General features: G+C 67.6%; 24 protein-coding genes and 3 tRNA genes. 16 read left to right on the plus strand and 11 right to left on the minus strand.

The window, feature by feature from the left end; all coding sequences use genetic code 11:
- Positions 1–5 precede the first annotated feature (5 nt).
- The 3 genes from AC3A6X_RS03570 to AC3A6X_RS03580 are packed head-to-tail and all read right to left on the minus strand — an operon-like array spanning position 6 to position 3,857.
- Positions 6–2,099: an acetate--CoA ligase family protein gene (locus tag AC3A6X_RS03570; protein WP_487840834.1), complete on the minus strand. Its 2,094-nt coding sequence runs from the start codon at positions 2,097–2,099 to the stop codon at positions 6–8.
- Positions 2,096–2,899, minus strand: coding sequence for an enoyl-CoA hydratase/isomerase family protein (locus AC3A6X_RS03575; protein ID WP_487840835.1), 804 nt, complete (start codon positions 2,897–2,899; stop codon positions 2,096–2,098). Before AC3A6X_RS03575 ends, AC3A6X_RS03570 begins: the two co-directional genes overlap by 4 nt.
- A gap of 13 nt (positions 2,900–2,912) precedes the next feature.
- Entirely contained in the window at positions 2,913–3,857 is a 945-nt protein-coding gene (locus AC3A6X_RS03580; RefSeq protein ID WP_487841093.1) for a tripartite tricarboxylate transporter substrate binding protein, read from the minus strand.
- Between the two features lie 220 nt (positions 3,858–4,077).
- Here AC3A6X_RS03580 and AC3A6X_RS03585 point away from each other — a divergent pair, with 220 nt between their 5' ends.
- A complete protein-coding gene (locus AC3A6X_RS03585; RefSeq protein WP_487840836.1) occupies positions 4,078–4,869 on the plus strand; it encodes an IclR family transcriptional regulator in 792 nt (263 codons plus the stop codon).
- Here AC3A6X_RS03585 and AC3A6X_RS03590 read toward each other — a convergent pair.
- The 4 genes from AC3A6X_RS03590 to hrcA form a co-directional block, all read right to left on the minus strand.
- On the minus strand, positions 4,856–5,044 hold the full coding sequence (locus AC3A6X_RS03590) for a hypothetical protein (RefSeq protein ID WP_487840837.1): 189 nt from the start codon (positions 5,042–5,044) through the stop codon (positions 4,856–4,858). The genes AC3A6X_RS03585 and AC3A6X_RS03590 overlap by 14 nt on opposite strands.
- Before the next feature lie 414 nt (positions 5,045–5,458).
- Positions 5,459–5,535, minus strand: a tRNA-Arg gene (locus tag AC3A6X_RS03595).
- Positions 5,536–5,596: 61 nt separating this feature from the next.
- Positions 5,597–5,673 (minus strand) — tRNA-Ile (locus AC3A6X_RS03600).
- Between the two features lie 35 nt (positions 5,674–5,708).
- Positions 5,709–6,713, minus strand: coding sequence for a heat-inducible transcriptional repressor HrcA (gene hrcA / locus AC3A6X_RS03605; protein WP_487840838.1), 1,005 nt, complete (start codon positions 6,711–6,713; stop codon positions 5,709–5,711).
- A gap of 28 nt (positions 6,714–6,741) precedes the next feature.
- Between hrcA and AC3A6X_RS03610 the strand changes: the two genes are divergently transcribed.
- The 3 genes from AC3A6X_RS03610 (at position 6,742) to rapZ (ending at position 10,338) form a co-directional block, all read left to right on the plus strand.
- Positions 6,742–7,638 (plus strand): NAD kinase, encoded by an 897-nt coding sequence (locus tag AC3A6X_RS03610; RefSeq protein WP_487840839.1) that lies wholly within the window; start codon positions 6,742–6,744, stop codon positions 7,636–7,638.
- A 142-nt stretch (positions 7,639–7,780) separates the two neighbouring features.
- Positions 7,781–9,463, plus strand: a complete 1,683-nt coding sequence (gene recN / locus AC3A6X_RS03615) for a DNA repair protein RecN (protein ID WP_487840840.1) — start codon at positions 7,781–7,783, stop codon at positions 9,461–9,463.
- The gene (gene rapZ / locus AC3A6X_RS03620; protein ID WP_487840841.1) at positions 9,460–10,338 is read left to right on the plus strand and encodes an RNase adapter RapZ; all 879 of its coding nucleotides are present in this window, start codon (positions 9,460–9,462) and stop codon (positions 10,336–10,338) included. Before recN ends, rapZ begins: the two co-directional genes overlap by 4 nt.
- Here the strand turns inward: rapZ and mutY are convergent.
- The 3 genes from mutY to mutM all read right to left on the minus strand — a co-directional run bounded on the left by mutY (position 10,335) and on the right by mutM (position 14,243).
- On the minus strand, positions 10,335–11,402 hold the full coding sequence (gene mutY, locus AC3A6X_RS03625) for an A/G-specific adenine glycosylase (RefSeq protein ID WP_487841094.1): 1,068 nt from the start codon (positions 11,400–11,402) through the stop codon (positions 10,335–10,337). The genes rapZ and mutY overlap by 4 nt on opposite strands.
- Positions 11,395–13,356, minus strand: coding sequence for a dynamin family protein (locus tag AC3A6X_RS03630; RefSeq protein WP_487840842.1), 1,962 nt, complete (start codon positions 13,354–13,356; stop codon positions 11,395–11,397). The genes mutY and AC3A6X_RS03630 overlap by 8 nt, the downstream gene beginning before the upstream one ends.
- 71 nt (positions 13,357–13,427) lie before the next feature.
- Complete coding sequence (gene mutM, locus AC3A6X_RS03635; protein WP_487841095.1) at positions 13,428–14,243, minus strand: bifunctional DNA-formamidopyrimidine glycosylase/DNA-(apurinic or apyrimidinic site) lyase; 816 nt, start codon at positions 14,241–14,243, stop codon at positions 13,428–13,430.
- Positions 14,244–14,324: 81 nt separating this feature from the next.
- Here mutM and AC3A6X_RS03640 point away from each other — a divergent pair, with 81 nt between their 5' ends.
- From AC3A6X_RS03640 to AC3A6X_RS03675, 8 genes are all read left to right on the plus strand, one after another.
- Positions 14,325–16,148, plus strand: coding sequence for a tetratricopeptide repeat protein (locus AC3A6X_RS03640; protein WP_487840843.1), 1,824 nt, complete (start codon positions 14,325–14,327; stop codon positions 16,146–16,148).
- Positions 16,145–16,636, plus strand: a complete 492-nt coding sequence (locus AC3A6X_RS03645; RefSeq protein WP_309967994.1) for a lipoprotein insertase outer membrane protein LolB — start codon at positions 16,145–16,147, stop codon at positions 16,634–16,636. The genes AC3A6X_RS03640 and AC3A6X_RS03645 overlap by 4 nt, the downstream gene beginning before the upstream one ends.
- Complete coding sequence (gene ispE / locus AC3A6X_RS03650) at positions 16,633–17,496, plus strand: 4-(cytidine 5'-diphospho)-2-C-methyl-D-erythritol kinase (RefSeq protein WP_487840844.1); 864 nt, start codon at positions 16,633–16,635, stop codon at positions 17,494–17,496. Before AC3A6X_RS03645 ends, ispE begins: the two co-directional genes overlap by 4 nt.
- Positions 17,497–17,565: 69 nt before the next feature.
- A tRNA-Gln gene (locus AC3A6X_RS03655) sits at positions 17,566–17,642 on the plus strand.
- Between the two features lie 68 nt (positions 17,643–17,710).
- Positions 17,711–18,685, plus strand: a complete 975-nt coding sequence (locus AC3A6X_RS03660; protein ID WP_487840845.1) for a ribose-phosphate pyrophosphokinase — start codon at positions 17,711–17,713, stop codon at positions 18,683–18,685.
- Positions 18,686–18,784: 99 nt separating this feature from the next.
- Positions 18,785–19,447 (plus strand): 50S ribosomal protein L25/general stress protein Ctc, encoded by a 663-nt coding sequence (locus AC3A6X_RS03665; protein WP_309968000.1) that lies wholly within the window; start codon positions 18,785–18,787, stop codon positions 19,445–19,447.
- An 85-nt stretch (positions 19,448–19,532) separates the two neighbouring features.
- Positions 19,533–20,165: an aminoacyl-tRNA hydrolase gene (gene pth / locus AC3A6X_RS03670; RefSeq protein ID WP_487840846.1), complete on the plus strand. Its 633-nt coding sequence runs from the start codon at positions 19,533–19,535 to the stop codon at positions 20,163–20,165.
- Between the two features lie 35 nt (positions 20,166–20,200).
- Positions 20,201–20,650, plus strand: a complete 450-nt coding sequence (locus AC3A6X_RS03675; protein WP_487840847.1) for a hypothetical protein — start codon at positions 20,201–20,203, stop codon at positions 20,648–20,650.
- On the opposite strand, the gene AC3A6X_RS03680 is transcribed toward AC3A6X_RS03675, so the two are convergent.
- On the minus strand, positions 20,647–20,940 hold the full coding sequence (locus AC3A6X_RS03680) for a YfhL family 4Fe-4S dicluster ferredoxin (RefSeq protein ID WP_309968009.1): 294 nt from the start codon (positions 20,938–20,940) through the stop codon (positions 20,647–20,649). The two genes, AC3A6X_RS03675 and AC3A6X_RS03680, sit on opposite strands and share 4 nt — an antisense overlap.
- A gap of 234 nt (positions 20,941–21,174) precedes the next feature.
- Here AC3A6X_RS03680 and AC3A6X_RS03685 point away from each other — a divergent pair, with 234 nt between their 5' ends.
- Genes AC3A6X_RS03685 through AC3A6X_RS03700 form a run of 4 tightly spaced genes read left to right on the plus strand, consistent with a single transcriptional unit; the run spans position 21,175 to position 24,803 of the window.
- Positions 21,175–22,125, plus strand: coding sequence for an ABC transporter permease (locus AC3A6X_RS03685; protein ID WP_487840848.1), 951 nt, complete (start codon positions 21,175–21,177; stop codon positions 22,123–22,125).
- A complete protein-coding gene (locus AC3A6X_RS03690) occupies positions 22,122–23,003 on the plus strand; it encodes an ABC transporter permease (RefSeq protein ID WP_487840849.1) in 882 nt (293 codons plus the stop codon). The genes AC3A6X_RS03685 and AC3A6X_RS03690 overlap by 4 nt, the downstream gene beginning before the upstream one ends.
- Positions 23,004–23,016: 13 nt before the next feature.
- Positions 23,017–24,003: an ABC transporter ATP-binding protein gene (locus tag AC3A6X_RS03695; RefSeq protein ID WP_487840850.1), complete on the plus strand. Its 987-nt coding sequence runs from the start codon at positions 23,017–23,019 to the stop codon at positions 24,001–24,003.
- Positions 24,000–24,803, plus strand: a complete 804-nt coding sequence (locus AC3A6X_RS03700) for an ATP-binding cassette domain-containing protein (RefSeq protein ID WP_487840851.1) — start codon at positions 24,000–24,002, stop codon at positions 24,801–24,803. Before AC3A6X_RS03695 ends, AC3A6X_RS03700 begins: the two co-directional genes overlap by 4 nt.
- Positions 24,804–24,830: the final 27 nt, after the last annotated feature.

The raw sequence follows: 24,830 nt of genomic DNA on the forward strand, positions 1-24,830 counted from the left end.
CCAGCTCAGGCCAGCACGACCACGCCGTCAGCGGCGCGCACACCCTGCCCCTGCGGCAGCACGAAGACCGGGTTGATTTCGGCCTCGAGCAAGCGCTTCCCGAGCTGGGCCGCCATCTTCGAGAAGGCGACGATGGCATCGACCAGCGCCTCGACATCGGCCTTGGGGCGGCCACGGAAGCCGTCCAGCAAGGGCCAGGTCTTCAGCTCACGTGCCATGGAGAGCGCATCCTCGCGGCGGAGGCCACCCTGGGAGGGCAACAGCCGCATCGTGGTGTCCTTGAACAGCTCGGCGGTGATGCCGCCCATGCCCAGCAGGATGGCCGTGCCCAACACATCGTGGTGCATGCCCAGGATCAGCTCGGTGCCGCCGCCCACCATTTCCTGCACGAGGAAGCGCTGGGGCCGCACGCCTGCCTTGCTCTCGACCTCGGCGGCCATCGCCTGCAGGCGCGCCCCCACCGTCTCGGCCGTCAGGTTCACGGCAACGCCGCCGACGTCGCTCTTGTGCGTGATCTCGGCCGACAGGATCTTGAGCACGATTCGACCGCCCAGCGCGCGCGCCGCAGCTTCGGCCTCAAGGGGCGTGGTCACCACCACCTCACGCGCGCAGGGCACGCCGAAGCGGGTGAACAGCTGCTTGGCCTCTGCTTCATCGAGGGAGCCTGCCGGCAGCTCGTCGATGACCACATCGGCCACAGACGCGCTGGATGGCTTCGGCTCCTGCCAGCTGCCGACGTTCAGCATCGCGCCCAGCGCGGAGGTACAGCTTTCGGCCGCAGCAAAGGCAGGCACGCCGCGCTGCGTGAGCAACGCCGCGACTTCGGGCGCATGCGGGCTCACGTAGGCGATCACCGGCTTGTCCGAGTGGGGCAAGCAATCCTGGATGGCGCCTGCCATCAGCTCCGGCATGGCCAGGCTGGACGAGCCGACGATGATCGCCAACGCGTCGTAGCTGGGGCTCTTGAGCAGGATGTCGATGGCGCCGCGCAGCAGGTCCGGCTGCAGACCGGCCAAGGTCACGTCGATGGGGTTGCGGTCCAGCACCGCGTGATCGCCGCTCTGCAGCGCGCGCAACGCCTCGGCCGTTGCAGCATCCGGCGCCGGCGTCTCGAATCCCTGCATGCCAAGATCGTCCGATACCAAAGTCCCGGCGCCGCCCGTCGAGGTCAGAATGGCCACGCGCTTGCCGCGCAGCTTGCGACCCGTGGCCAGTGCGACCGGGATGTCGAGGAGGTCCCCAAAAGTCTGGGCACGGATCACGCCGACCTGCTTGAACAGTGCGTCGTACATGCTGTCGGCGCCCGCCAATGCACCGGTGTGCGACACGGCGGCCTTCGCGCCGGCTTCGGAGCGACCGATCTTGAAGGCGACGACAGGCTTGCCCGCGCGAGCTGCCTTCAGGGCAGCGGCGCGAAACTTCTCGGGATTGCGCACGCTCTCCACGTAGAGGGCGATGACCTTGGTGTCCGCGTCGTCGGCCAGGTGATCGACAAAATCCGCCAGGTCCAGATCCACCTCGTTGCTGGTCGAGATCAGCTTCGACAGGCCGATTCCGCGTGCAGCGGCACGCGAAAGGAGCGCGCCGAGAATGCCCCCGCTTTGCGAAACCACGCCGATCCCGCCGACCGGGAAATGATCCATCTCGAGCGCGCCACTGGCGGAGAGCACGATGTTGTCGGTCAGGTTGACAAGCCCGATCGTGTTGGGGCCGAGGATCCGCATGCTGCCGGCCGCCTCGATGAGCTGCTGCTGGCGACGCGCGCCTTCCTCGCCGGTCTCGGTGTAACCGCTGGCGAGGACGATCGCGGCGGCAGCACCTTTCGCCGCGAGTTCGCGGACGGCCTGGTGCGCGCGCTCGGCACCCAGCAGCACGATGCCGACGTCGGGTGTTCCGGGAATCGAGGCGATGTCGGGATAGCAGGTCAGGCCATCGATCGAACCGACACGCGGATTGACCGGGTAGATCTCGCCCGTGAAGCCGTGCTTGCGCAGGTAGGCCACGGGGCGGCCGGCGGTCTTGGCGGCATCCGCCGAAGCGCCGATCACTGCGACGCTGCGCGGCTTGAGGAGCCTGCTGATGGAGTTCAGTTCGGTCATTTCGTCGTCTCCCTTTTTGCGCTGGTCTTGGCGAGGAACGCCATCACCGATTCGCGGTGCTCGGTACTCGTGTAGCAAATGCCCTGCGCCTGGCTGCCCTGTGCGAACACCTGATGCGCGGACATCTCGAAGCTCTGGTTCAGGATCGTCTTGCCCAGGGCCAAGGCGGTGGCCGAACCCTTGCTCATCTCGGCCGCCCAGCGCTGCGCGTCGGGGACGAGGGTCTCGGCATCCGACCGGCGATCGGCGATGCCAAGGCGCAAAGCCTCTTCGAGCTCGACCTTGCGGCCGCTGAAGATCAGTTCCTTGGCCTTCGAGAGGCCCACTCGGCGCGGCAGGAAGTACATGCCGCCGCCATCGGGAACGATGCCGCGGTTGATATACGACCAGGTGAAGCTCGCCGCATCAGAAGCGATGATGAAGTCGCATGCCAGCGCCGTGTCGGCGCCCAGGCCGGAAGCCGCCCCGTTGACGGCAGCAATCGTCGGCTTGGGCATGGTGTGCAGCAGCGATTGGGTATGGTGCACACGTTGCTGGCGGCTCCACCCGTTGAAGCCAACCTCGCCTGCAGGCGCCTGCATCCGCCGCTCCATGCCGGCGACATCCCCGCCGGCGCAGAAGCCCTTGCCGCGTCCGGTGAGCACCAAGGCACGGATCGCCTTGTCGTAGGTCACATGCTCCAGCGCCGCGATGAATTGCGTGCGCATGTCGTCGCTCATGGCATTGCGCTTGTCGGGACGGTTCAACCACAGGGTGGCGATGCCGTCCGCAACTTCCAGCTCGATCAGTTGTTCGGTCATTTCAACTTCTCCGTCATTCGTTGGTGATGTTGTTTTCCTTGACGACCTTGCGCCAACGCGCTTCCTCACCCTTGGCGTACTTGTCGAAGTCCGCCGGCGATCCGCCATTGATCACGAGGCCTTCCCCTTCCACGCGCTTGCGAAAGGCCTCCGTCTGGACTGCCTTCCTGGCGGCTGCGTTCAGGCGGGCGATGACATCGGCCGGAGTGCCTGCAGGCACATACAGGCCGTACCAGCTGTCGGCCACGTAGCCAGGCACACCGCTTTCCGCGATCGTGGGAACCTTGGCCAGAGCGTGGGAGGACGATCGCGTGGCCGTGGTCACTGCCAGTGCGCGCAGCTTGCCGCTTTCGACGAAGGTGCCCACTGCAGCCGCGGTCGCGAACATGACATCCACCTGGCCACCCAGCAAATCGGTGATCGCGGGACCCGCGCCGCGGTAGGGGATGTGGGTGATGTTCGTCTTCGTCAGGTTCTTGAAGAATTCACCCGCGAGGTGCGCCGACGTGCCCGCGCCTTGCGACGCGAACGACAGCTTGCCCGGGTTCGCCTTGGCTGCGTCGATGAGGTCCTTGACCGATTTGAGAGGGCTTTCCGCCCGCACCACCAGCACGTTCGGAGAAACCCCGATCAGCATGACCGGCGCGAAGGCCTTCTCGTAGTTGTAGGGGAGCTTGCTCTGGATGCTGGGGTTCACCACGTGGGCCACGGTGGCCATCACCATCGTGTAGCCATCGGGTGCGGACTTTGCCACTGCGTCCGTCCCGATGATCGTGCCCGCACCGGGCTTGTTGTCGATGATGACCGGCTGACCCAACTCCTGGCCCATGGCAATGCCCATGGTTCGGGCGACCAGATCGGTGCCGCCGCCCGGTGCAAACGGCACGACTATTTTCACGGGCTTGTCGGGGAAGGCTGCAAGCGCCGGCGTTGTGATTGCGGCGGTCGCTGCTGCGATTGAAAAAAGGACCGAGACGATGCTGAGGCGTGCCGTGGGTGAGCGTTGTTGCAAGGTTGTCTCCAAGTGGAAGTAGGACGGGCGAAGGCGGAATCGATGGCGGCTTGGGTCTTCTCATCGCGTGCCGGTAGCTTAGGTTTGCGTAACGCTTTGCGCATCCCCCTATTTCCAATCAATGGAATTACACTTCTGGCATTCTTCAGCCCCGAGTCTTTTGTCCATGTCGACCAGACGCCAACATTTCGAAGAGCCCACGCTGAACCGGTCCCTCGAGCGGGGGATCGAGATCCTCCGGGCCTTCAGGCCCGGCGCCGACTTGTTGGGAAACGGCGAGATCTCGGAGCGCACCGGGCTTTCGCGCGCTACCGTCAGTCGCCTGACCCAGACGCTGGTTGAAGTCGGAATGCTCGAGCACGATCGGAACCTTCGCGCCTACCGCCTTGCCGCGCCGGTCTTGAGCTTTGCCCACGCCATGCGCGCCGGCTCCCCTGTGTTGAACGCAGTCGCGCCGCTGATGCAGACCTTGGCGGAGAAACTTCGCATCAATGTCGGCTTGGCGGTTTCGGACCGGGACGAAATGGTCTACCTCGAATCGGTCCGCTATAACCGCAGGGTGTCGCTGCGCAACGTCGTCGCCGGGCAGCGAGTGCCGATGGAGCTCACGTCGCTTGGCCGGGCCTACCTGGCGGTCGCCGACGAGCCCAGGCGGCGCACGCTCATGGCGCAGTTCCGCGAACGACGCGCCAGCGGCTGGAACCAGATTCGCGACGAGATCAAGAGCGCGATCCGGAGCGTGGCCGAGCGCGGCTTTTGCTCGGCTTCCTGGCAACCGGAGGTGGTCGCACTCGCGACGCCGGTCGTGCTGGAAGGCCGACCGATCTACGTGCTCAACGTGAGCGTCACGACGAAGGGCGGCATTGCGGAGACCGAATCGATGCTTGGAGGCCCGCTGCTCGAGCTCTCGGAGAAGGTGAAAACCACCCTCGCCGCGCTGGAGGTCAATCGACCTTGATGTTGGCTTCCTTGACCGCCTGGCCGATCTTGGACAGGTCCTCGCGGACCAACTTCTTGAACTGTTCGGGATTCGACTTCGCTGGAACGAAGGACAGCTCGGCGAACTTGGCCTTGAGCGCCGGCGTGTCGACCGCCTTGGCGATCTCGGCATTGAGCCGGTTCGTCACCGCCACGGGCATATCTGCTGGTCCCCAAATGCCATACCACGGCACATAGCCGAGCAGGCTTTCCGCGCTACTACGCCTGCAAACGACCTCGCGAGTCCTGACAACTTGGGGAGCCCCGCCTGGCTCGCCGTGCGAGGCACGGCCTGGAGCGCACGGGTCCGGCCGGCTTTCCGCAACACAGGGCGAACCCTGTTCCGGCGAGGCTAGCGGAAACCGCGACCGCGTGGCGCAGATCATCAGCTGCACGGTGCGCTCGAGTCCATCAAGGCCGACAACGGCCGGTGGAATAAGAGCCTGGCCACCCTGAGGCGCGAACAAGAAGAGGGGCGACGGGACGTAAGTCCCCCAAAAGTCCCCACGCAAAGAAAAACGGCTTAGAGGAGGTAAGCCTCTAAGCCGTTGACCCATAAGGGAAATAAGTGGTGCGGCTGGCAGGATTCGAACCCACGACCCCTTGGTTCGTAGCCAAGTACTCTATCCAACTGAGCTACAGCCGCACAGCTTGCGATTATAGCATGCTCGCGACGCCTCTTTGCCGGAGGTGATGCAAACATGCAGTGGTAGGCCGTGCTGGGATTGAACCAGCGACCAACGGATTATGAGTCCGCTGCTCTAACCAGCTGAGCTAACGGCCCACGCAGTCGGGATTCTAGTGGCGCGCCGCCCCGCCCTATTTGCGGTGGCTCAGCGCGTTGGTGACGAGCTTCGACGTGATGTCGACGATCTGGATCATGCGGTCGTAGGGCATGCGCGTCGGCCCGATGACGCCGAGCGTTCCGACCACCTCGCCGTCCACCTCGTAGTTCGCGCTCACGATCGAGAGATCGTCGAAGGGCACGACCTGGCTTTCCCCGCCGATGAAGATGCGCACGCCCTCGGCCTTGCTCGAGACGTCGAGCAGGCGCAGCAGCTGCGCCTTCTGTTCGAAGAGCTCGAAGGCGCGGCGCAGGTGGCTCATGTCGCTGGAGAAATCGGTGACCGACAGCAGGTTGCGCTCGCCGGCGATCACCACTTCGTCCTGCGCCTCAGTGAGCACCTCGGAGCTGACCTGCACCGCCGCCTGCATGAGTGCCGCGATCTCGCCGCGCAGCTGCTCCATCTCGGACTGCAGCCGGTCGCGCACCTGCTCGATCGAAAGGCCCGCGAAGTGCGCGTTGATGTAGTTCGAAGCCTCCACCAGTTGCGACTGCGAATAGTCGACCTCGGGAAAGATCACCCGGTTCTGCACATCGCCGTCGGGCGAGACGATGATCACCAGCAGGCGGCGCTCCGACAGGCGCAAGAACTCGATCTGCCGGAATGCCGAGGCACGGCGCGGCGCCATCACCACGCCGACGAACTGCGACAGGTTGGACAGCAGATTGGCGGCATTGGCGATCACCTTCTGCGGCTGGTCGGGCGGCAGGCTGGGTGCTGCGAGATGCTCGCGCTGCGCGGTCAGCATGGTGTCGACGAACAGCCGATAGCCGCGCGCCGTTGGAATGCGGCCGGCCGAGGTGTGAGGACTGACGATGAGCCCGAGCCCTTCGAGGTCGGACATCACATTGCGAATGGTCGCAGGCGACAGCTCAAGTCCCGAAGCACGGGAAAGCGTACGGGAGCCCACAGGCTGCCCTTCGGCGATGTACCGCTCGACCAATGTCTTGAGCAGCAACTTGGCACGGTCGTCCAGCATTGAAAGATTTTAGTGTTGTAATTTACAGATGACATCCAGCTTCCGGCGCGTCGCATTGATCGGCAAGTACCAGGCTTCCGGCGCGCGCGTGCCGGTCGGCGCGCTGGACGAGGTCATGGAAGGCATCGGCGCCTTTCTCGAATCCCAGGGCTGCGAGGTCTTCGTCGAGCAGGCGGACGAGGGCGGGCGGGCGCGGACCCGCTACGCCGCCCTGTCGGTCGACGAGATCGGCCGGCGGTGCGACCTGGGCCTGGTGGTCGGCGGCGACGGAACCATGCTCGGCATCGGGCGCCAGCTCGCCTGCTACGGCCTGCCGCTGATCGGCATCAACCGCGGGCGGCTGGGTTTCATCACCGACATCGCGCTGAACGACTACCAGAGCGTGCTGATCCCGATGCTGGCCGGCGAGTACGAGGAAGACCATCGCAGCCTGATGCAGGCGAATGTGGTGCGCAAGGGCGTCTCGGTGTTCGATGCGCTCGCCATGAACGACGTGGTCGTCAACCGCGGCGCCACCTCGGGGATGGTGGAGCTGCGGGTTTCGGTGGGCCACCACTTCGTCGCCAACCACCGCGCCGACGGCATGATCATCGCCTCGCCCACCGGCTCCACCGCCTATGCGCTGTCCGCCGGCGGCCCGCTGCTGCACCCGGCAGTGCCGGGCTGGGTGATGGTGCCGATCGCACCCCACTCGCTCTCCAACCGCCCGATCCTGCTGCCGGACGCGGACGAAGTCTCGATCGAGCTGGTCGGCGGCCGTGATGCGAGCGCCAATTTCGACATGCAATCGCTCGCGACCATGGCCATCGGCGACCAGATCGTGGTGCGCCGCTCCGAGTACCGCGTGCGCTTCCTGCATCCCCGGGGCTGGAGCTATTTCGACACGCTGCGCAAGAAACTGCACTGGAACGAAGGAGGTTCCTGATCCATGAGCTGCACGGCCGCCCCGAAGACGAATAGCACCGTAGCCGAAGGCGAAGGTACTCCAATGAGCCCGCACGCTCAGCCTGTTCGTCGCCCCTCGCGGGCGCCCTCCGAGCCCTTCGCCACCCTGGGCGGGCATTGACATGGCGCTGCGTCGCATCGCCTTGCGCGATTTCGTGATCGTGCGCGCGCTCGAACTCGATCTGGCCGCGGGCTTTACCGTACTCACCGGCGAAACAGGTGCCGGCAAGTCGATCCTGATCGACGCGCTCCAGCTGGCGCTCGGCAATCGCGCAGACGCCGGCGCGGTGCGCGAAGGCGCCGACCGCCTCGACGTCAGCGCCGAATTCGATGCCGACCCGGCCCTCGCGGCCTGGCTGGACGAAGGCGGCTTCGAGGCCGGCGATGCACTGCTGCTGCGCCGGACGGTCGATATCCAAGGTCGCAGCCGCGGCTGGATCAACGGCAGCCCCGCCACCGCGACCCAGTTGCGCGAACTCGGCGACCGGCTGCTGGACATTCACGGCCAGCATGCCTGGCAAAGCCTGACGCGCCCCGAGGCCGTGCGCGGCTTGCTCGACGCCTATGCCGGCGCCGACGATGCGGCGCTCGCGCAAGCCTGGCAAAGCTGGCGCCAAGCCATCGCGGCGCTGGACAAGGCACGCTCGGCCCAGGACTCGCTGCAGCGCGAACGCGAGCGTCTCCAGTGGCAGGTAAGCGAGGTCATGAAGCTCGCGCCGGGCGCCGACGAATGGGACGAGCTCTCGGCCAGCCACACCCGAATCTCCAACGCGCAGGCGCTCATCGATGCGGCCGAGGGTGCTTGCAGCGCGCTGGAAGACGACGAGAGCGGCGCGCTCGCCGCGCTGAGCCGGGCAGTCACGCTGCTGCAGAACTGCGAGCACATCGAGCCGGCCTTCAAGGAGCTGGGCGAGGTGCTGGCCTCGAGCGTGGCCCAGGCCTCCGACGCCGCGCATTCACTGCACGGTTATCTGCGCCAGGCCGACACCGACCCGGAACGGCTCGCCGAGCTGGACGAGCGGATGGGCCTCTGGATGTCGCTGGCCCGCCGCTACAAGCGCACGCCGGCCGAGCTGCCCGCCCTGCTGGCCGGCTGGCAGGCCGAACTGCAGACGCTGGACGCACAAAGCGACCTGGAGGCGCTGGAACGCGCCGAGCAGTCCGCCCAGCAGGCGTACATGAAGGAGGCCAGAGCCCTGGGCAAGGTGCGCAAGCAGGCCGCCCCGCGGCTGGCACAGGCCGTGACGCAGGCCATGCAGGGTCTGGGTATGCAGGGCGGCCGCTTCGAAGTCGTTCTGGAAGCGCTGGCCGAACCCGCCCGCCACGGGCTCGAGGACATCGCCTTCCTGGTGGCGGGCCATGCGGGCAGCACGCCGCGCGCGATCGGCAAGGTGGCCTCGGGCGGCGAGCTCTCGCGCATCGCACTGGCGATCGCCGTCACCACCAGCCAACTGGGCGCCGCGCAGACCCTGATCTTCGACGAGGTCGATGCCGGCGTCGGCGGCGCCGTGGCGGAGACCGTCGGCCGCCTCATGAAGCTGCTCGGCCGAGACCGGCAGGTGCTGGCCGTCACCCATCTGCCGCAGGTAGCCGCCTGCGCCGACCACCATCTGCTGGTCGCCAAGCAGCAGACCAGCGCCAGGACCAAGGACGGCATCCGTACGGAAAGCAGCGTCTCGGTGCTCGACGACGACACCCGCACCCGCGAGATCGCGCGCATGCTGGGCGGCGAGCGCATGTCGCAGACCTCGCTCGCGCATGCGCGCGAAATGCTGGGCAAGAAGGCGCCGGAGACTTCGTCATGAGCCTTGAACTCGTGCTGATCACCGGCATGTCCGGCTCGGGCAAGTCCGTTGCCCTGCACGCGCTGGAAGACGCGGGCTACTACTGCGTCGACAACCTGCCGCCCGAGCTGCTCATGCCCTTCGTCGCCCTGCAGCGCGAGCAGCAGGCAGAACGTGTGGCGATCGCGATGGATGTGCGCAGCGGCGTCTCGCTGCCGCTGGTGCCGCAGCAGCTGGACCGGCTGCGGCAAGAGGGCGTGTCGCTGCGCTCGCTGTTCCTGGACTCGACCACCGACGCGCTGGTGCGCCGCTATTCGGAGACCCGGCGGCGCCATCCCCTGTCGCGCCACGATGGCCGTACCGATGCGCCGGAGCAGCAGCGCGTGCTGGTACAGGCCATCGAGCTCGAGCGCGAGCTGCTGGCGGAGCTGCGCGACGGTGCCGACGTGATCGACACCAGCATCATCCGGCCGGCGCAGCTGCAAAGCTACATCAAGGCGCTGATCGCGGCGCCCGAGAGCGCGCTCACGCTGGTCTTCGAGTCCTTCGCCTTCAAGCGTGGCGTGCCGCTCGATGCCGACTACGTGTTCGACGTGCGCATGCTTCCCAATCCGCACTACGTGCCCGCGCTGCGGCCATTGACCGGCCGCGACGCTCCCGTGATCGAGTGGCTGCGCGAGCACGACGATGTCGCGCGCATGTACGGCGACATCGAACAGTTCCTTCTTCGTTGGCTCGATGCATTGGCGCGCGACCATCGCAGCTACGTGACCGTGGCGATCGGCTGCACCGGCGGCCAGCACCGCTCGGTGTTCCTGGTGGAGCAGCTGGCCCGCGGCTTCAGTACGCGCTGGGCCGCGCTCAAGCGGCACCGCGAGCTGGACGCCCTGGCCTAATCGCCGGCGACCAGCAGCTTGCGCACCGGCGCCGGCAGTCCGAGCGCCGACCATTCGACGGCAGCGAACCAGCTGCCCGATTCGGTCGGCGGGCGCTCGGCCGCACACGCCACCGACACCGGGTGCAGATGCAGGTCCTTGTGCGTGAGCACGTGCAGGAAAGCCGGGGCGTCCTCCGCGGTACGGCGCGCATCGGGCGCCAGCTCGTCCAGCAGCGAAGCGCGGCTTTCGTAGACCGGCAGGCAGTAGAGCCCAGCCCAAATGCCGCGCGAAGGTCGCTTCTCGAGCCAGACGCGCCCCTTCGAATCGAGTGCCTTCAGCATCCACAGGGCCTGTGCGCTGCGACGCAGCTTGCGTGTCTTGACCGGAAAGCGCTCGGGTGCGCCCTCGCGCCGGCCCACGCACAGCGCGCTGACCGGGCAGATCATGCAGCTGGGCTTGCGCGGGAGGCACACGGTGGCGCCCAGGTCCATGAGGCCCTGCGTGTAGCCGGCGATGGCGCGCCGCTGCGCCGCCGGCAGCAGCTCCGTCGCCAGCGCCCACAGGGCCTTTTCCTGCGCGACGGACGCCAGGTCGCCTTCGAAGCCCAGCACGCGCGTCAGCACCCGCTTCACGTTGCCATCGAGGATCGCGACCCGCTCGCCGAAGCAGAAGGCGGCGATGGCAGCGGCGGTCGAACGGCCGATGCCCGGCAGCGTCTGCAGCTCGGCGGCCGTGCGCGGGAAAGATCCGCCGAAGCGCGCGACCACGTCCTGGGCGCAGCGGTGCATGTTGCGCGCGCGGCTGTAGTAGCCCAGGCCGCTCCACAGGCCCAGCACTTCGTCCTCGGTGCCTGCGGCCAGGGCCTGCACGGTGGGAAAGCGCTCGAGGAAGCGGGCGAAGTAGCCCAGCACGGTCGAGACCTGGGTCTGCTGGAGCATGACCTCAGACAGCCACACGCGGTACGGGTCCTGGGTGTTCTGCCATGGAAGCTCGCTGCGGCCGTGGCTGCGCTGCCAGTCGACGACGCGCGCGGCGAAGTCCGCCGGCAGCCGCTGGGCCGCCGGTTCCAGATCTTCAGGCAGCACTGAGTTCGCTGCGCGCCGCAGCGGCAGAGGGCGCCTCGTTGCTCGTGAGCAGCGCCGTGAACTCCCGCAGGCGCACGTGCAGCTCGGCCAGCCCGGCCTCCTGGGTGGCGATCTCGGCCAGGCGCTCGTCGAGGTTGCCGGCGGCGTTCTGGATGCGCTCGACCGCCTCGATGCGCTTGGTGAAGTTGCGGCGGCGCTCCTTGAGCTGCGCGTCGAGTTGGGCGCCGGCGCCCTTGCTCCAGCGTTCCACCTCGGTCATGGCCGCCTCGTTGACCACCCGCAGCCGACTCGCCAGCGCACGCACCAGCTTGTCGCAGAAGTCGGGCTGCGCCAGCTTCAGCAGGTTGCCGATGCCGAGGTAATGGATGTGGCTGTTCTCGATCTGGCTCAACTGCTCCTGGAAGCCTGACAGGTCGGGCTCGGCCGGCGCCTGCAGCGCGAAGCCGTGCTCGGCGTTGAGCTGGCGGAAAGTCGCGTGCAGCATCGACTGGATCTCGGCGGTGGTCGCCTGCACCTCGCGCAGGTTGTTGCGCAGCGCGTCGAATGTCGCGCCGTAGACCTTGCGCACGTTGAACTTGATGCCGGGCCGCTTGAGCGAGGCCGACAGTCGGGCCATATCGGCCTTGAGCGCAGTGCTGCCCAGCACCGCGTACACCTCGCGCAGCAACTTGCCCTGCACCGAGCGCAGCGCCAGGATGCGCGTGTTGCTGCCCTCGAACTCGGCCTGCTCCTGCTCGATGCGGGTGCGCATGTGGCGGATGACCGAGACGTTCTTGCCGCGCAGGCCCTGCAGTTCGAGCGCCTGTTCCGACAGGTCGCGCTGGCGCACCTTGAGGATGCGCGCGGCCTCGGCCTGGAGGGCCGAGATGCCGGCGTCAACCGCCAGCCGCAACATGCGCTCGCGCTTGCCGAGCAGGCCCTCGCCCAGCACGGACTCGAGCGCGGGCAGCCGGCTCGCCTGCAGCAGCGGCACGTCGCGGCGGATCTTGGCCTGCAGGCCCTTCTGAGCCGATACCGGAAGGACCTGCGTGAGCGGTACGCCCAGCAGTTCGGCCGCGCCCTTGCGCTGGCGCTGGATCTGGGCATCGATCTGGGCCGGCGTGCTCAGCGTGTCCCACATGGTGTCGATCTTGTTGAGTACCACGATGCGGGTTTCGCCCGGATCGCCTTCGGTGATCAGGTGCTCGCGCCAGATCGCGAGATCGGAACGGGTCACGCCCGTGTCCGCACCGAGGATGAAAACCACGGCGTGGGCCTGCGGAATCAGGCTCACCGTCAGCTCGGGCTCGGCGCCGATCGCGTTGAGGCCGGGGGTGTCGAGGATGACCAGCCCCTGCTCCAGCAGAGGGTGCGGCATGTTCAGCAGGGCATGGCGCCAGCGCGGGATTTCGACCTGGCCCTCGGCGTCGGGGACGGGATTGTCGTCGGGCGATTCGTCGCTCCAGAAGCCCAGCGAACGCGCCTCGGCCAGCGGCACGCGCCGGACCTCGGCCACCTTGTTCATGGTCTGCGAGAGCTGCTCGGCATCTTCGACGTCGATCGGGATCTCGGTCCAGTGCTCGGCCTTGTCGCGCCAATGGGCGAGCGAATGCGGCTCGAGCCGGGTTTCGATGGGCAGCAGCCGCAGGCAGGGAAGAAAGGAGGTGTCGTAGCCCAGCTCGGTGGGGCACATCGTCGTGCGGCCTGCACTGGCCGGCATGATGCGGCGACCGTAGGCGGCGAAGAAGATCGCGTTGATCAGCTCCGACTTGCCGCGCGAGAACTCGGCCACGAAGGCAACCATGACCTTGCTGGTGCGCATCTGCGACTCCAGCTCGCGCAGGCGCTCGGCCACGCTCTGGTCCAGCAGCTCGTTCTCATCCAGCCAGCGCGACAGCCATTTGAGGCGGTGCGCGAAGTTGCGTCGCCAGGCGCCATGCTGGTCGAATTGCTGATTGAAGGAACGGGTCAAGGGCGTGTAAGGGTTGCTTACAAAATATTAGCACCCACATGGCGCTGGCGTGGCAGTAGTCTGCCGGGCTTTCAGTACTTTTGGCACGTCGGGCAAAAATAAGTCGAGCGCTGCCCCTGGCGCACCTGCCGCACCGGGGTGCCGCACACCCGGCAAGGCTCGCCGGCGCGGCCGTAGACGGTCGCCTCCAGCTGGAAGTAGCCACTTTGCCCGTCGACATTGGAGAAATCGCGCAGCGTGCTGCCGCCGCGCTCGACCGCTCTGGCGAGAATCTCCCGCACTGCCGCGTGCAGCCGCAGCGCGCGCGGACGGCTGATGCGGGAAGCGGAGAGGCTCGGACGAATGCCGGCCAGGAACAGCGCCTCGGAGGCGTAAATGTTGCCGACGCCCACCACCACGTCGCCGGCCAGCAACACCTGCTTGATCGGCGCCTTGCGGCGCCTGAGGCCCGCAAGGAAGCGATCGGCATCGAAGGACGCTTCCAGCGGCTCCATCCCCAGGCCGCCCAGCAGCTTGATCGCCAGGGGCGAGGTCTCGTCCTCCACGTACACCACTGCGCCGAAACGCCGCGGATCGTTGAGGCGCAAGGTGCCGAGGCTGGTCACCATGTCGAAATGATCGTGGACGCCCGGCGCGGGCAGCAGGGTGTCGAAGCGCAGGCTGCCGGACATGCCCAGGTGCATCAGCAACAGGCCCGCGTCCATGTCGACCAGAAGATATTTGCCGCGCCTGCGCACGGCGCGCACCGTGCGACCCACCAGCACCGCGGGCTCCACTGACAGGGCCCAGCGCAGCGGCTTGCCGAGCCGCACCGCTTCGATGCGCGCACCCGCGATGCGCTCGGCGAAACCGCGCCGCGTAACTTCGACTTCGGGTAGTTCAGGCATGGAGGAAGGCTGACACGAAAACAAGGCGAGATCGAAGCCCCGCGCGGCCATCGCTCGAAAACCTTGGATTATTATGGCTCGATGATCCCCTCGCTCCGCCGATCCCGCCTTGCGGCGGCCGCGCTCTTGGCCCTTGTTTCCCTGGCTGCGCAAGCGCAGCCCAACACGCCCGCCCCCGCAGCACCGACCAGCCCCGCGCCCCTCATCGAACCGGCAGCACCGCCCGTGACGACCGCTGCGGCCTCCATCCCGCGCGAGGAGAAAGCGCAGCCCTCGGCGATGACGGCCGAGCTCTTCTACGAAGTGCTGATGGGCGAGCTGACGGCGCGCTCCGGCGACCCCGGTTCGGGCTATGCGCTGGTGCTGGATGCCGCACGCCGCTCGCGCGACCCCAAGCTGTTCCAGCGTGCCGTGGAAATCGCGCTCCAGGCGCGTTCCGGCGATGCCGCCCTGGCCGCGTCGCGCGCCTGGAAGGAAAGCCTGCCCCAGTCGCGCGATGCGCGTCGCTTCGAGCTGCAGATCCTGATCGCCCTGAACCGCATTTCCGAAACCGTCGAGCCGCTCAAGGCCGAACTGGCGTCCACGCCCCAGGTGGAGCGGCCCTTCCTGATGGCCATCATCGCGCGCAACTACGCCCGGGCCACCGACAAGAAGCTTGCCGTTTCGGTCGTCGAACAGGCGCTGGCGGACGACCTCAAGAGCCCAGCCACCGGCGGCGCAGCCTGGGCCACCGTGGGCCGCCTGCGGCTGGCGGCGGGCGACGCAGCCGGGGCGCTGGAAGCCGCGCGGAAAGGCCAGGAGATCGACCCCTCCGCCGATGGCCCTGCCATGCTGGCCCTCGAATTGGTGGACCCCGCCCAGCCCGAGGCCGAAGCACTGGTCAAGCGCTACCTCGCCGGCCCCAAGGTCCTGCCCGAGATGCGCATCGCCTACGCGCGCGTGCTGGTGGAAGGCCGCCGCTACACCGATGCGAGCGCGGAACTCGCCGCGCTGACCGCGGCACGCCCCGAATTGCCCGAGCCCTGGCTGCTGCTGGGCAGCCTGCAGACCCAGGCACGGCAGGATGCGGCAGCCGAAAGCTCGCTCAAGCGCTATGTCGCGATGGCCGACACGCAGCCCGATGCCGAAGCGCGCAGCCGCGGCCAGACCCAGGCCTTCCTGCTGCTGGCGCAGCTGGCGGAACGTCGCAAGGACTTCGTGGGCGCCGAGCACTGGCTGTCGCGCGTCGACAGCACCGAAGACTTGGTGGGCGCGCAAACGCGGCGTGCGGCGCTGCTGGCCCGCCAGGGCAAGTTGCCCCAGGCCCGGGAGCTGGTCCGGGCCCTGCCCGAGCGCACGGAGGACGACAAGAAGCAGAAGTTCATGGCCGAAGTCCAGCTGCTGCGCGACGCCAAGCAGTACCAGGCCGCCTACGACATGCTGGCGCAGGCCAGCTCGGCCAAGCCCGAGGACACGGACCTGATCTACGACAAGGCGATGGTGGCCGAGAAGCTGAACCGCCTCGACGAAATGGAGCGCCTGCTGCGCCGCCTGATCGAGCTCAAGCCCGACAACCAGAACGCCTACAACGCGCTCGGTTACTCGCTGGCCGATCGCAAGATCCGGCTCGAGGAGGCGCGAACGCTGATCAAGAAGGCGGTGCAGTTGGCGCCGGAGGACCCGTTCATTGCCGACAGCCTCGGCTGGGTCGAGTTCCGCCTCGGCAACACCGACGAGGCTATACGCATTCTCGAGGCCGCGTACAAGCGCAGGCCCGACCCCGAGATCGGGGCGCACCTGGGCGAGGTGCTCTGGGTCAAGGGCCAGCGCGATCGCGCCATGTCGATCTGGAAGGAAGCCTTCCTGACCGATGCGGACAACGAGACGCTGCAGGAGACGCTCAAGCGCCTGCGCGTGAAGCTTTGAAGCGTCGCCTTGCCCTCTGTGCCGGCTGGGCCGGCCTGCTGCTGGCCGCAGGCTGCGCCAGCCCCGGAGGCCCGCCGGGCGCGGCCACCGGTGAGGCCTGGAGCGGGCGGCTTTCGCTGCGCGTCGACAGCGAGCCGGTGCAGACCTTCTCGGCCCTGTTCGAGCTGCGCGGCGCCCCGCAGGCCGGCGAGCTCATCCTCACGAGCCCGATCGGCAACACCCTGGCCCAGCTGCACTGGGCGCCGGGCGAGGCCCTGCTGAAGAACGGCAGCCAGACGAGGCGCTTCGAGTCGGTCGACGCGCTGATCGAAGCCGCCACCGGCGCCGTGATCCCGGTCGGCGCACTGTTCGGCTGGCTGGCCGGCCGCGAAGAACGGGTGCCCGGCTGGCGGCCGGACCTGTCCCAGGTCGGCGCCGGCCGGCTGCAGGCCACGCGCGATTCGCCACAGCCGCGGGCGGATCTGCGCATCGTCTTCGAACGCGCATGAAGGCGCTCTACGACCTTCCGGCGCCGGCCAAGCTCAATCTCTTCCTGCACATCACCGGCCGGCGTGCGGACGGCTACCACCTGCTGCAGTCGGTGTTCATGCTGATCGATTGGTGCGACACCCTGCATGTGGAAAAGCGCAGCGACGGCCGGCTCACGCGCGAGGACCTCACGACCCCCCTGCCGTCCGATGACCTCGTGCTGCGCGCCGCGAAGGCGCTCCAGGCTTTTTCGGGAACGACGCAGGGCGCCCATATCGGCATCGCCAAGCAGGTGCCGGCGCAGGCCGGCATGGGAGGCGGCTCCTCGGACGCAGCCACCTGCCTGCTGGCGCTCAACCGCCTGTGGAACCTGGACCTGCCGCTATCCGAACTGGCGCAGATCGGCCTCGCGCTGGGCGCCGACGTGCCCTTTTTCCTCCACGGGCGCAACGCCTGGGTAGAAGGCATCGGCGAGCAGATCACGCCGATCGACCTGCCGCCGGGGCGCTTCGCCGTCGTCAAGCCGCCCCAAGGGCTGGATACCCGTCTTATTTTTGCAGCGCCGGATCTTCAACGCGCAACGCCTGCTGCTATAATTTCTGGCTTTGCTGCATGCGCTGAACAAGACGGGGGCGAGATCAAGAGTCTCGGCTTCGGTCGCAACGATCTGCAGCCGGTTGCTGAGAGGCTCTGTCCCGCCGTCACCGATGCCATTGCCTGGCTCGGTCGCAAAGGACTCCAGGCTCGCATGACCGGTTCGGGAAGTTCGGTGTTCGCGGCAATGCCGCATGATGTAGAACTTGCCGGTGCGCCTTTGGGCTGGCAGGTTCGCAAGTGCAGCAATCTGGTCATCCATCCCCTGGTGGGTTGGGCGGTCTAGAAGGTCAGAGCGCTTTTGTGGTCTGATGCGACATATATCGGTGGGTGGCTTCTGGCCGCCAACCTGTGTAGGGGAGTCGCCAAGCTGGTTAAGGCACTGGATTTTGATTCCAGCATGCAAAGGTTCGAATCCTTTCTCCCCTGCCAAATCCTCACATTCACGAGAGTATTGGCGGCCCCTCAAACGGGCCATTTCCTTTTTTGCCGGGACGCTCATGCAGGCTCACCATCCTGATTTCATGGTTTTCACCGGCAATGCCAACCCGGGCCTTGCCGCCGAGATCGCGCAGAACCTGGGCACCTCGCTGGGTGCCGCCCGCGTCGGCCGCTTCTCCGACGGCGAAGTCACTGTCGAGATCAATCAGAACGTGCGTGCGCGCGACGTGTTCGTGGTCCAGTCCACCTGCGCGCCGACCAACGAGAACCTGATGGAGCTGCTCATCATGGTCGACGCGCTCAAGCGCGCCTCGGCCGAGCGCATCAGTGCCGTCATCCCCTACTTCGGCTATGCGCGCCAGGACCGCCGTCCGCGCTCGAGCCGGGTGCCGATCTCGGCCAAGGTGGTGGCCAACCTGCTCGAAACCGTGGGCGTGGCGCGTGTGCTGACCATGGACCTGCACGCCGACCAGATCCAGGGCTTCTTCGACATCCCGGTCGACAACATCTACGCCTCGCCCGTGCTGCTGGGCGACCTGCGCCTGAAGAACTACGAAGACCTGATCGTGGTCTCGCCCGACGTCGGCGGCGTGGTGCGCGCCCGCGCACTGGCCAAGCAGCTCAACTGCGACCTCGCCATCATCGACAAGCGCCGCCCTCGCGCCAACGTGAGCGAGGTCATGCACGTGATCGGCGAGATCGACGGCCGCAATTGCGTGATCATGGATGACATGATCGACACCGCCGGTACGCTGGTGAAGGCAGCCGAGGTGCTGAAGGAACGCGGCGCCAAGAAGGTCTACGCCTATTGCACGCACCCGATCTTCTCGGGCCCCGCCATCGAGCGCATTGCCAAGGGCAGCGCGCTCGACGAAGTGGTCGTGACCAACACGATCCCGCTCAACGACGGCGCAACGGGCTGCACCAAGATCCGCCAGCTCTCCGTGGCGCCGCTGATCGCAGAGACGATCCAGCGCATCGCCAAGGGCGAGTCGGTCATGAGTTTGTTCTCGGACCAGGAGAACCTCTTCTGAGAGTTCTCCAGGCCTGAGCAAGAAGCCGGGCGCCCTCCGCGGCGCCCTTTTTGAAACCGGAGTCGTACTGGTCGCGGTCGACTTCCACAGGAGTGAGTCATGAAATTCGTCGCTTACGAGCGCGCCAAGCAGGGCACGGGTGCGAGCCGCCGTCTCCGCATTTCGGGCAAGACGCCCGGTATCGTCTACGGGGGTGATGGCCAGCCTCAGCTGATCGAGCTCGATCACAACGCGCTGTGGCATGCCCTCAAGAAGGAAGCCTTCCACTCGTCCATCCTCGAGATGGAATTGGCCGGCGCCACCAGCAAGGTGCTCCTGCGCGACGTGCAGTACCACCCTTTCCGCCCGCTGGTGCAGCACGTGGACTTCCAGCGCGTCGATGCCCGCACGCGCATGACCGTCAAGGTGCCGCTGCACTTCAAGGGCGAGGAAGAGTCCACTGCCGTCAAGCTGGACCACAACCTCGTGAACCACGTGATGACCGAACTCGAAGTCAACTGCCTGCCTGCTGACCTGCCCGAGTTCATCGAAGTGGACCTTACCGGCCTGACCAAGAACGCAACGCTGCACGTCAGCGACATCAAGCTGCCCAAGGGCCTGAAGTACATCAGCCACGGCAGGGGCAACCCGGTGGTGGTTTCGGCCGTGTCGCCGCTGGTGGCTGAAGAAGCTGCGCCGGCGGAAGGTGCCGCCGAAGGCGCCCCGGCCGCCGCCAAGACGGACGCTAAGGCGCCCGCCAAGGCGCCCGCCAAGAAGAAGTAATCGCGCCCCGCGCCTGCTTCGCCACCCGGCCCGCCTCGCGCGGGCCGTTTTATTTTGGCGAGCGGCGACCCGATAATCCCGCCCCATGATCAAGTTGTTCGTCGGCCTCGGCAATCCCGGTCCCGAGTACGAAGCCACGCGGCACAACGCGGGCTTCTGGTGGATCGACGCGCTGGCGCGCGAGCGCAAGCTCACGCTGGTGCCGGAGCGCAGCTACCACGGGCTGGTGGCCCGCATGCAGGTGGGTGGCCAGCCGGTGTGGCTGCTCGAGCCGCAGACCTTCATGAACCTCTCGGGCAAGTCGGTAGCCGCGCTGGCCCGCTTCTTCAAGATCGAGCCCCACGAGATCCTGGTGGTGCACGACGAGCTCGACGTGGTGCCGGGCCAGGCCAAGCTCAAGCGCGGCGGCAGCCATGCCGGGCACAACGGGCTGCGCGACATTCATGCGCAGCTGGGCACCGACGACTACTGGCGGCTGCGCCTGGGCATCGGCCATCCGGGCGTGAAGTCCGAGGTGATCGGCTGGGTACTGAAGAAACCCCTGAAAGAACAGCGCGAGGCGATCGAGGACGCGATCGCCCGCACGCTGCACGCCTTCCCGGCCTTGGTCGCCGGCGAAATGGACAAGGCGACCCTGCTCATCCACACGAGCAAGCCGCCGCGCCCCAAACCGCCGCGGCGCGAGCCGGGCGAAGGCGAACCGCCCGCTCCGGCCTGAGCGCAACCCCCAAAGCGAAAGGGAGAGAAAGAAGAATGAAGAACTCGACATCCAACATCGCCATCCTGGCGATGGCGGCCTGCGCGTTGTGGGCCTCGCCTGCAGCGGAGGCCGGCAGCGCCGCCTGGCGCTGCGGCAATACCTACTCCGACCGGCCTTGTCCGGACGGCAAGCCGCTCGCCCTCGATGATGCGCGCGATGCCGATCAAAAGCGGGACGCGGATCGCACGACCCGCGAGGCCCTCGCCGCCGGCGACCGGCTGGAACGCGAGCGCCTGCGCCAGGAAAAGGCCCAGGCCGGCCGCCAGCCCGCGCTCATCGACAGCAGGCCTGCGGCGCCCAAGCCGGAGACCGACAACGCGAAGAAAAAGAAGAAGGGCAAGAAGGAGCCCGATTACTTCAGCGCCCACGACCCGGTGGCCACGGCGAAGAAGAAGGCGGAGAAGGCCGAGAAAGCCGGTCGCCGCAGCGCAGAGAAAAGCTAGGCCTGCGCGGCCGCGGGCGGCTTGCCTTCAGCGCCGGCCGCCTTGGCCGCAGTCAGCCGCTCGAACTTCTGCCACAGGGTCTCTTGGGATTCGACGTGGGCCGGATTCTTGGGAATGCAAGCCACGGGACAAACCTGCACGCACTGCGGCTCGTCGAAGTGGCCCACGCATTCGGTGCACTTGTGCGGGTCGATCTCGTAGATCTCCTCGCCCATGTAGATCGCATCGTTGGGGCACTCGGGCTCGCAGACGTCGCAGTTGATGCATTCGTCGGTGATCATGAGGGCCATGGGGCGCATTATCCGTCGGCCGCCGCCGGGCCGCCCCAAGGCGGCCGAAGCCCCCTCTGGGGGCAGTGAGGACGCGAAGCGCCGAACGTGGGGGACAACGGCATCCGCCGCCGGGCCGCCCCAAGGCGGCCGAAGCCCCCTCTGGGGGCAGTGAGGAAGCGAAGCGCCGAACGTTGGGTCAACAGTGCCCGGGCATGGTCGTTGCGTCTGTCGGGTTATGCTGCGCACCGCCCCATGAGCCTCTTCCTGTTCAAGCGCTTCGTGACGCTGATCGCCACGCTGATCGGCGCCTCCGTCATCGTCTTCCTCGTGCTCGAGATCCTGCCCGGCAATGCCGCGCAGATGCTCATGGGCCCCGATGCCTCGCCCGACGCCGTGGCGGCCTTGGCCACCAAGCTGGGCCTGGACCAGCCGGCCTGGACCCGCTACTGGCACTGGATCGGCGGCCTGCTCACCGGCAAGCTCGGCGACAGCTACGCCTACAGCACCCCGGTGGTCGAGCTGATCCTCGAGCGGCTCGCCCTGACCGTGCCCCTGGCCCTGCTCGCGATGGCCCTCACCACCGTACTCGCGCTGCTCGTGGGCGTGACCGCCGCGGCGCGCCACAACAAGCTGGGCGACGTCGGCCTGATGGGACTGACGCAGGTGGGCATCGCCATCCCCAACTTCTGGTTCGCCATCCTGCTGATCCTCGTCTTCTCGGTGCAGCTGCAGTGGTTCTCGGCCGGCGGCTTCGAGGGCTGGGACGACGGCGTGCTCGCCGGGCTCAAGGCGCTGCTGCTGCCCGCCCTCTCGCTCGCGGTGGTGCAGGCCGCGATCCTGGCGCGCATCACCCGCTCGGCGGTGCTGGAGGTGATGCGCGAGGACTTCGTCCGCACCGCGCGCGCCAAGGGCGTCTCGCAGCGCGCCGTGCTGTGGACCCACGTGCTGCGCAACGCGCTGATCCCGGTGATCACCGTCATGGGCATGCAGTTCTCCGAGCTGCTGGCCGGCACCATCGTCGTGGAGAACGTGTTCTACCTGCCGGGCCTCGGCCGTCTGATCTTCCAGGCCATCAGCAACCGCGACCTGATCGTGGTGCGCAACTGCGTGATGCTGCTGGCGGCGATGGTCGTCATCGTCAACTTCGTGGTCGATGTGCTCTATGCGGTCATCGACCCTCGCATCAAGGCCTCCGACATATGAGCGCCGTTCCCAGCACCGTGCCCAGCGCGGCAGCCTTCAAGGTGCCCGGCTTCTGGCGTCGCGCCCTGCATCACCGCAGCTTCGTCATCGGCGGCGTGCTCACGCTGCTGCTGGTCCTCGCCGCCACCGTCTCCCTGGTCTGGACGCCCTGGTCGCCCTACGAGATGAACATGGCCGACAAGCTCAAGCCGCCGACCGCTTCGCACTGGCTGGGCACCGACACCTTCGGCCGCGACGTGGCCTCGCTGCTGCTGGTGGGCGCGCGTGCGTCCATCCTGGTCGGCGTGATCGCGGTCGGCATCGGCCTGGTGGTGGGCACGGCGCTGGGCCTGCTGGCTGCCGCGCGGCGCGGCTGGGTGGAAGAAGCCATCATGCGCTTCGCCGATTTCTCGATGGCCTTCCCCGCCATTCTCTCGGCCATCATGATGACGGCCGTGTTCGGTGCCGGCATCGTCAACGCGATCATCGCGATCGGCATCTACAACATCCCGACCTTCGCGCGTATCACGCGGGCCTCGGCCAACGCCATCTGGTCGCGCGAATATGTGGCCGCAGCGCGCGCCTGCGGCAAAGGGGCCTTCGCGATCACGATGCAGCACGTGCTGCCCAACATCTCGGCGGTGCTGATCGTGCAGTCCACCATCCGCTTCGCGATCGCGATCCTCGCCGAGGCCGCCCTCTCCTACCTGGGGCTCGGCACGCAGCCCCCCCAGCCTTCGTGGGGCCGCATGCTCAGCGAGGCCCAGACCATGATGTTCCAGGCCCCCTTGCTCGCCGTGTTCCCGGGCATGGCGATCGCGCTCGCCGTGCTCGGCCTCAACCTGCTCGGCGACGGCCTGCGCGACCTGCTCGACCCACGCCTCGCGCGCGCCCGCTGACCCCTCGCCCTCCATGACCCTGCTCGAAGTCGACGATCTCCATGTCCAGCTGCAGACGCAGCGCGGCCCCGCGGAGGCGGTGCGCGGCATCGGCTTCACGCTCGAGCGCGGCGAGACGCTCGGCATCGTCGGCGAGTCGGGCTGCGGCAAGTCGATCACGGTGCAGTCGCTGATGGGCCTGCTGCCTTCCACCGCCAAGGTCACGGGCAGCATCCGCTTCGACGGCACCGAGCTCGTCGGCCTGCCCGAGCGCGCGATGTGCGAGATCCGCGGCAACCGCATCGGCATGATCTTCCAGGAGCCGATGACGGCGCTGAACCCGGTCCACACCATTGCGCGCCAGGTCGGCGAGCCGCTGCGGCTGCATCGCGGCCTGTCGCGCGCCGAAGCCCGCAAGGAGGCGCTCGCCCTGCTGGAGCGCGTTGGCATCCCCGACGCGGCCTCGCGCCTCGATGCCTACCCCCACCAGTTCTCGGGCGGGCAGCGCCAGCGCATCGGCATCGCGATGGCGCTGGCCTGCGGGCCCGACCTGCTGATCGCCGACGAGCCCACCACCGCGCTCGACGTGACCATCCAGAAGCAGATCCTCGAGCTGATCCAGGGCCTGGTGGACGAGCGCGGCATGGCGCTGATCCTGATCTCGCACGACCTGGGCGTGATTGCGCAGAACGTCTCGAAGATGCTGGTGATGTATGGCGGCAGCGTGGTCGAGAGCGGGCCCACGACGGCCGTCTTCGCCGAGCGCGCCCACCCTTACACCCAGGGGCTGTTCGCCGCCCGCCCAGCGCTCGGCGCGCCGCGCGGGCAGAAGCTGTCCACCATCCGCGGCAGCGTGCCCGATCTGGTCGACCTGCCGGGCGGCTGCCCCTTCGCCGGACGCTGCCGCTTCACCATCGACGACTGCCACGCAACGCGGCCGCCGCCCACGCCCATGCCGCACGGGCACGAGGTGCGTTGCATCCGCCTCGGCGAGGTGATCGCGGAGGGAGCGCCCGCATGAGCTTGCTTCTCGAAGTCGACGACCTGGTGCGCCACTACGACCTGCCGCGCGAGCGCCTCTTCGGCCCGCCGCCCACGGTCAAGGCGCTCAACGGCGTGAGCTTCTGCCTGCAGCCCGGGCGCAGCATGGGCATCGTCGGCGAGTCGGGCTCAGGCAAGTCGACCATCGCCCGCCTGGTGATGGCGCTCGACACGCCGACGGCCGGCACGGTGAAGCTCCTCGGCCGCAACCTCCATGCCCTGCCCAGGCACGAGCTGCGCGCCGCGCGCCGCGACGTGCAGATGGTGTTCCAGGACCCCTACGGCTCGCTGGACCCGCGCCAGACCGTGGCGCGCATCGTCGCCGAGCCGCTGGAAGCGCTGGCCGAGACCACCCGCGCCGAGCAGCGCGAGCGCGCCGGCGAGTCGCTGGCAGCCGTGGGCCTGCGCAGCGGCGACCTCGACAAATACCCGCACGAGTTCTCCGGCGGCCAGCGCCAGCGCATCGCGATCGCCCGTGCGCTGATCACGCGTCCGAAGCTCATCGTGGCCGACGAGCCGGTGAGCGCGCTCGACGTCTCGGTGCAGGCGCAGGTGCTGAACCTGATGCAGGAGCTGCAGCAGAAGTTCGGCATCAGCTACCTGCTGATCAGCCACGACCTCGCGGTGGTGAACCACCTGTGCGACGAGGTCTGCGTGCTGCACCGCGGCCTGGTCGTCGAGCGCGGCGCGCCGCAGCAGTTGTTCGCGCATGCGCAGCACCCGTACACGCAGGCCCTGCTCGCGGCCGTGCCGCGCGCCGAGCCCACGGCGCTGGCCTGAGCAGGTGCTTCCCCCGAGCACGCGTCA

The sequence above is a fragment of the Variovorax sp. Soil_C_12 genome, assembly GCF_057657375.1.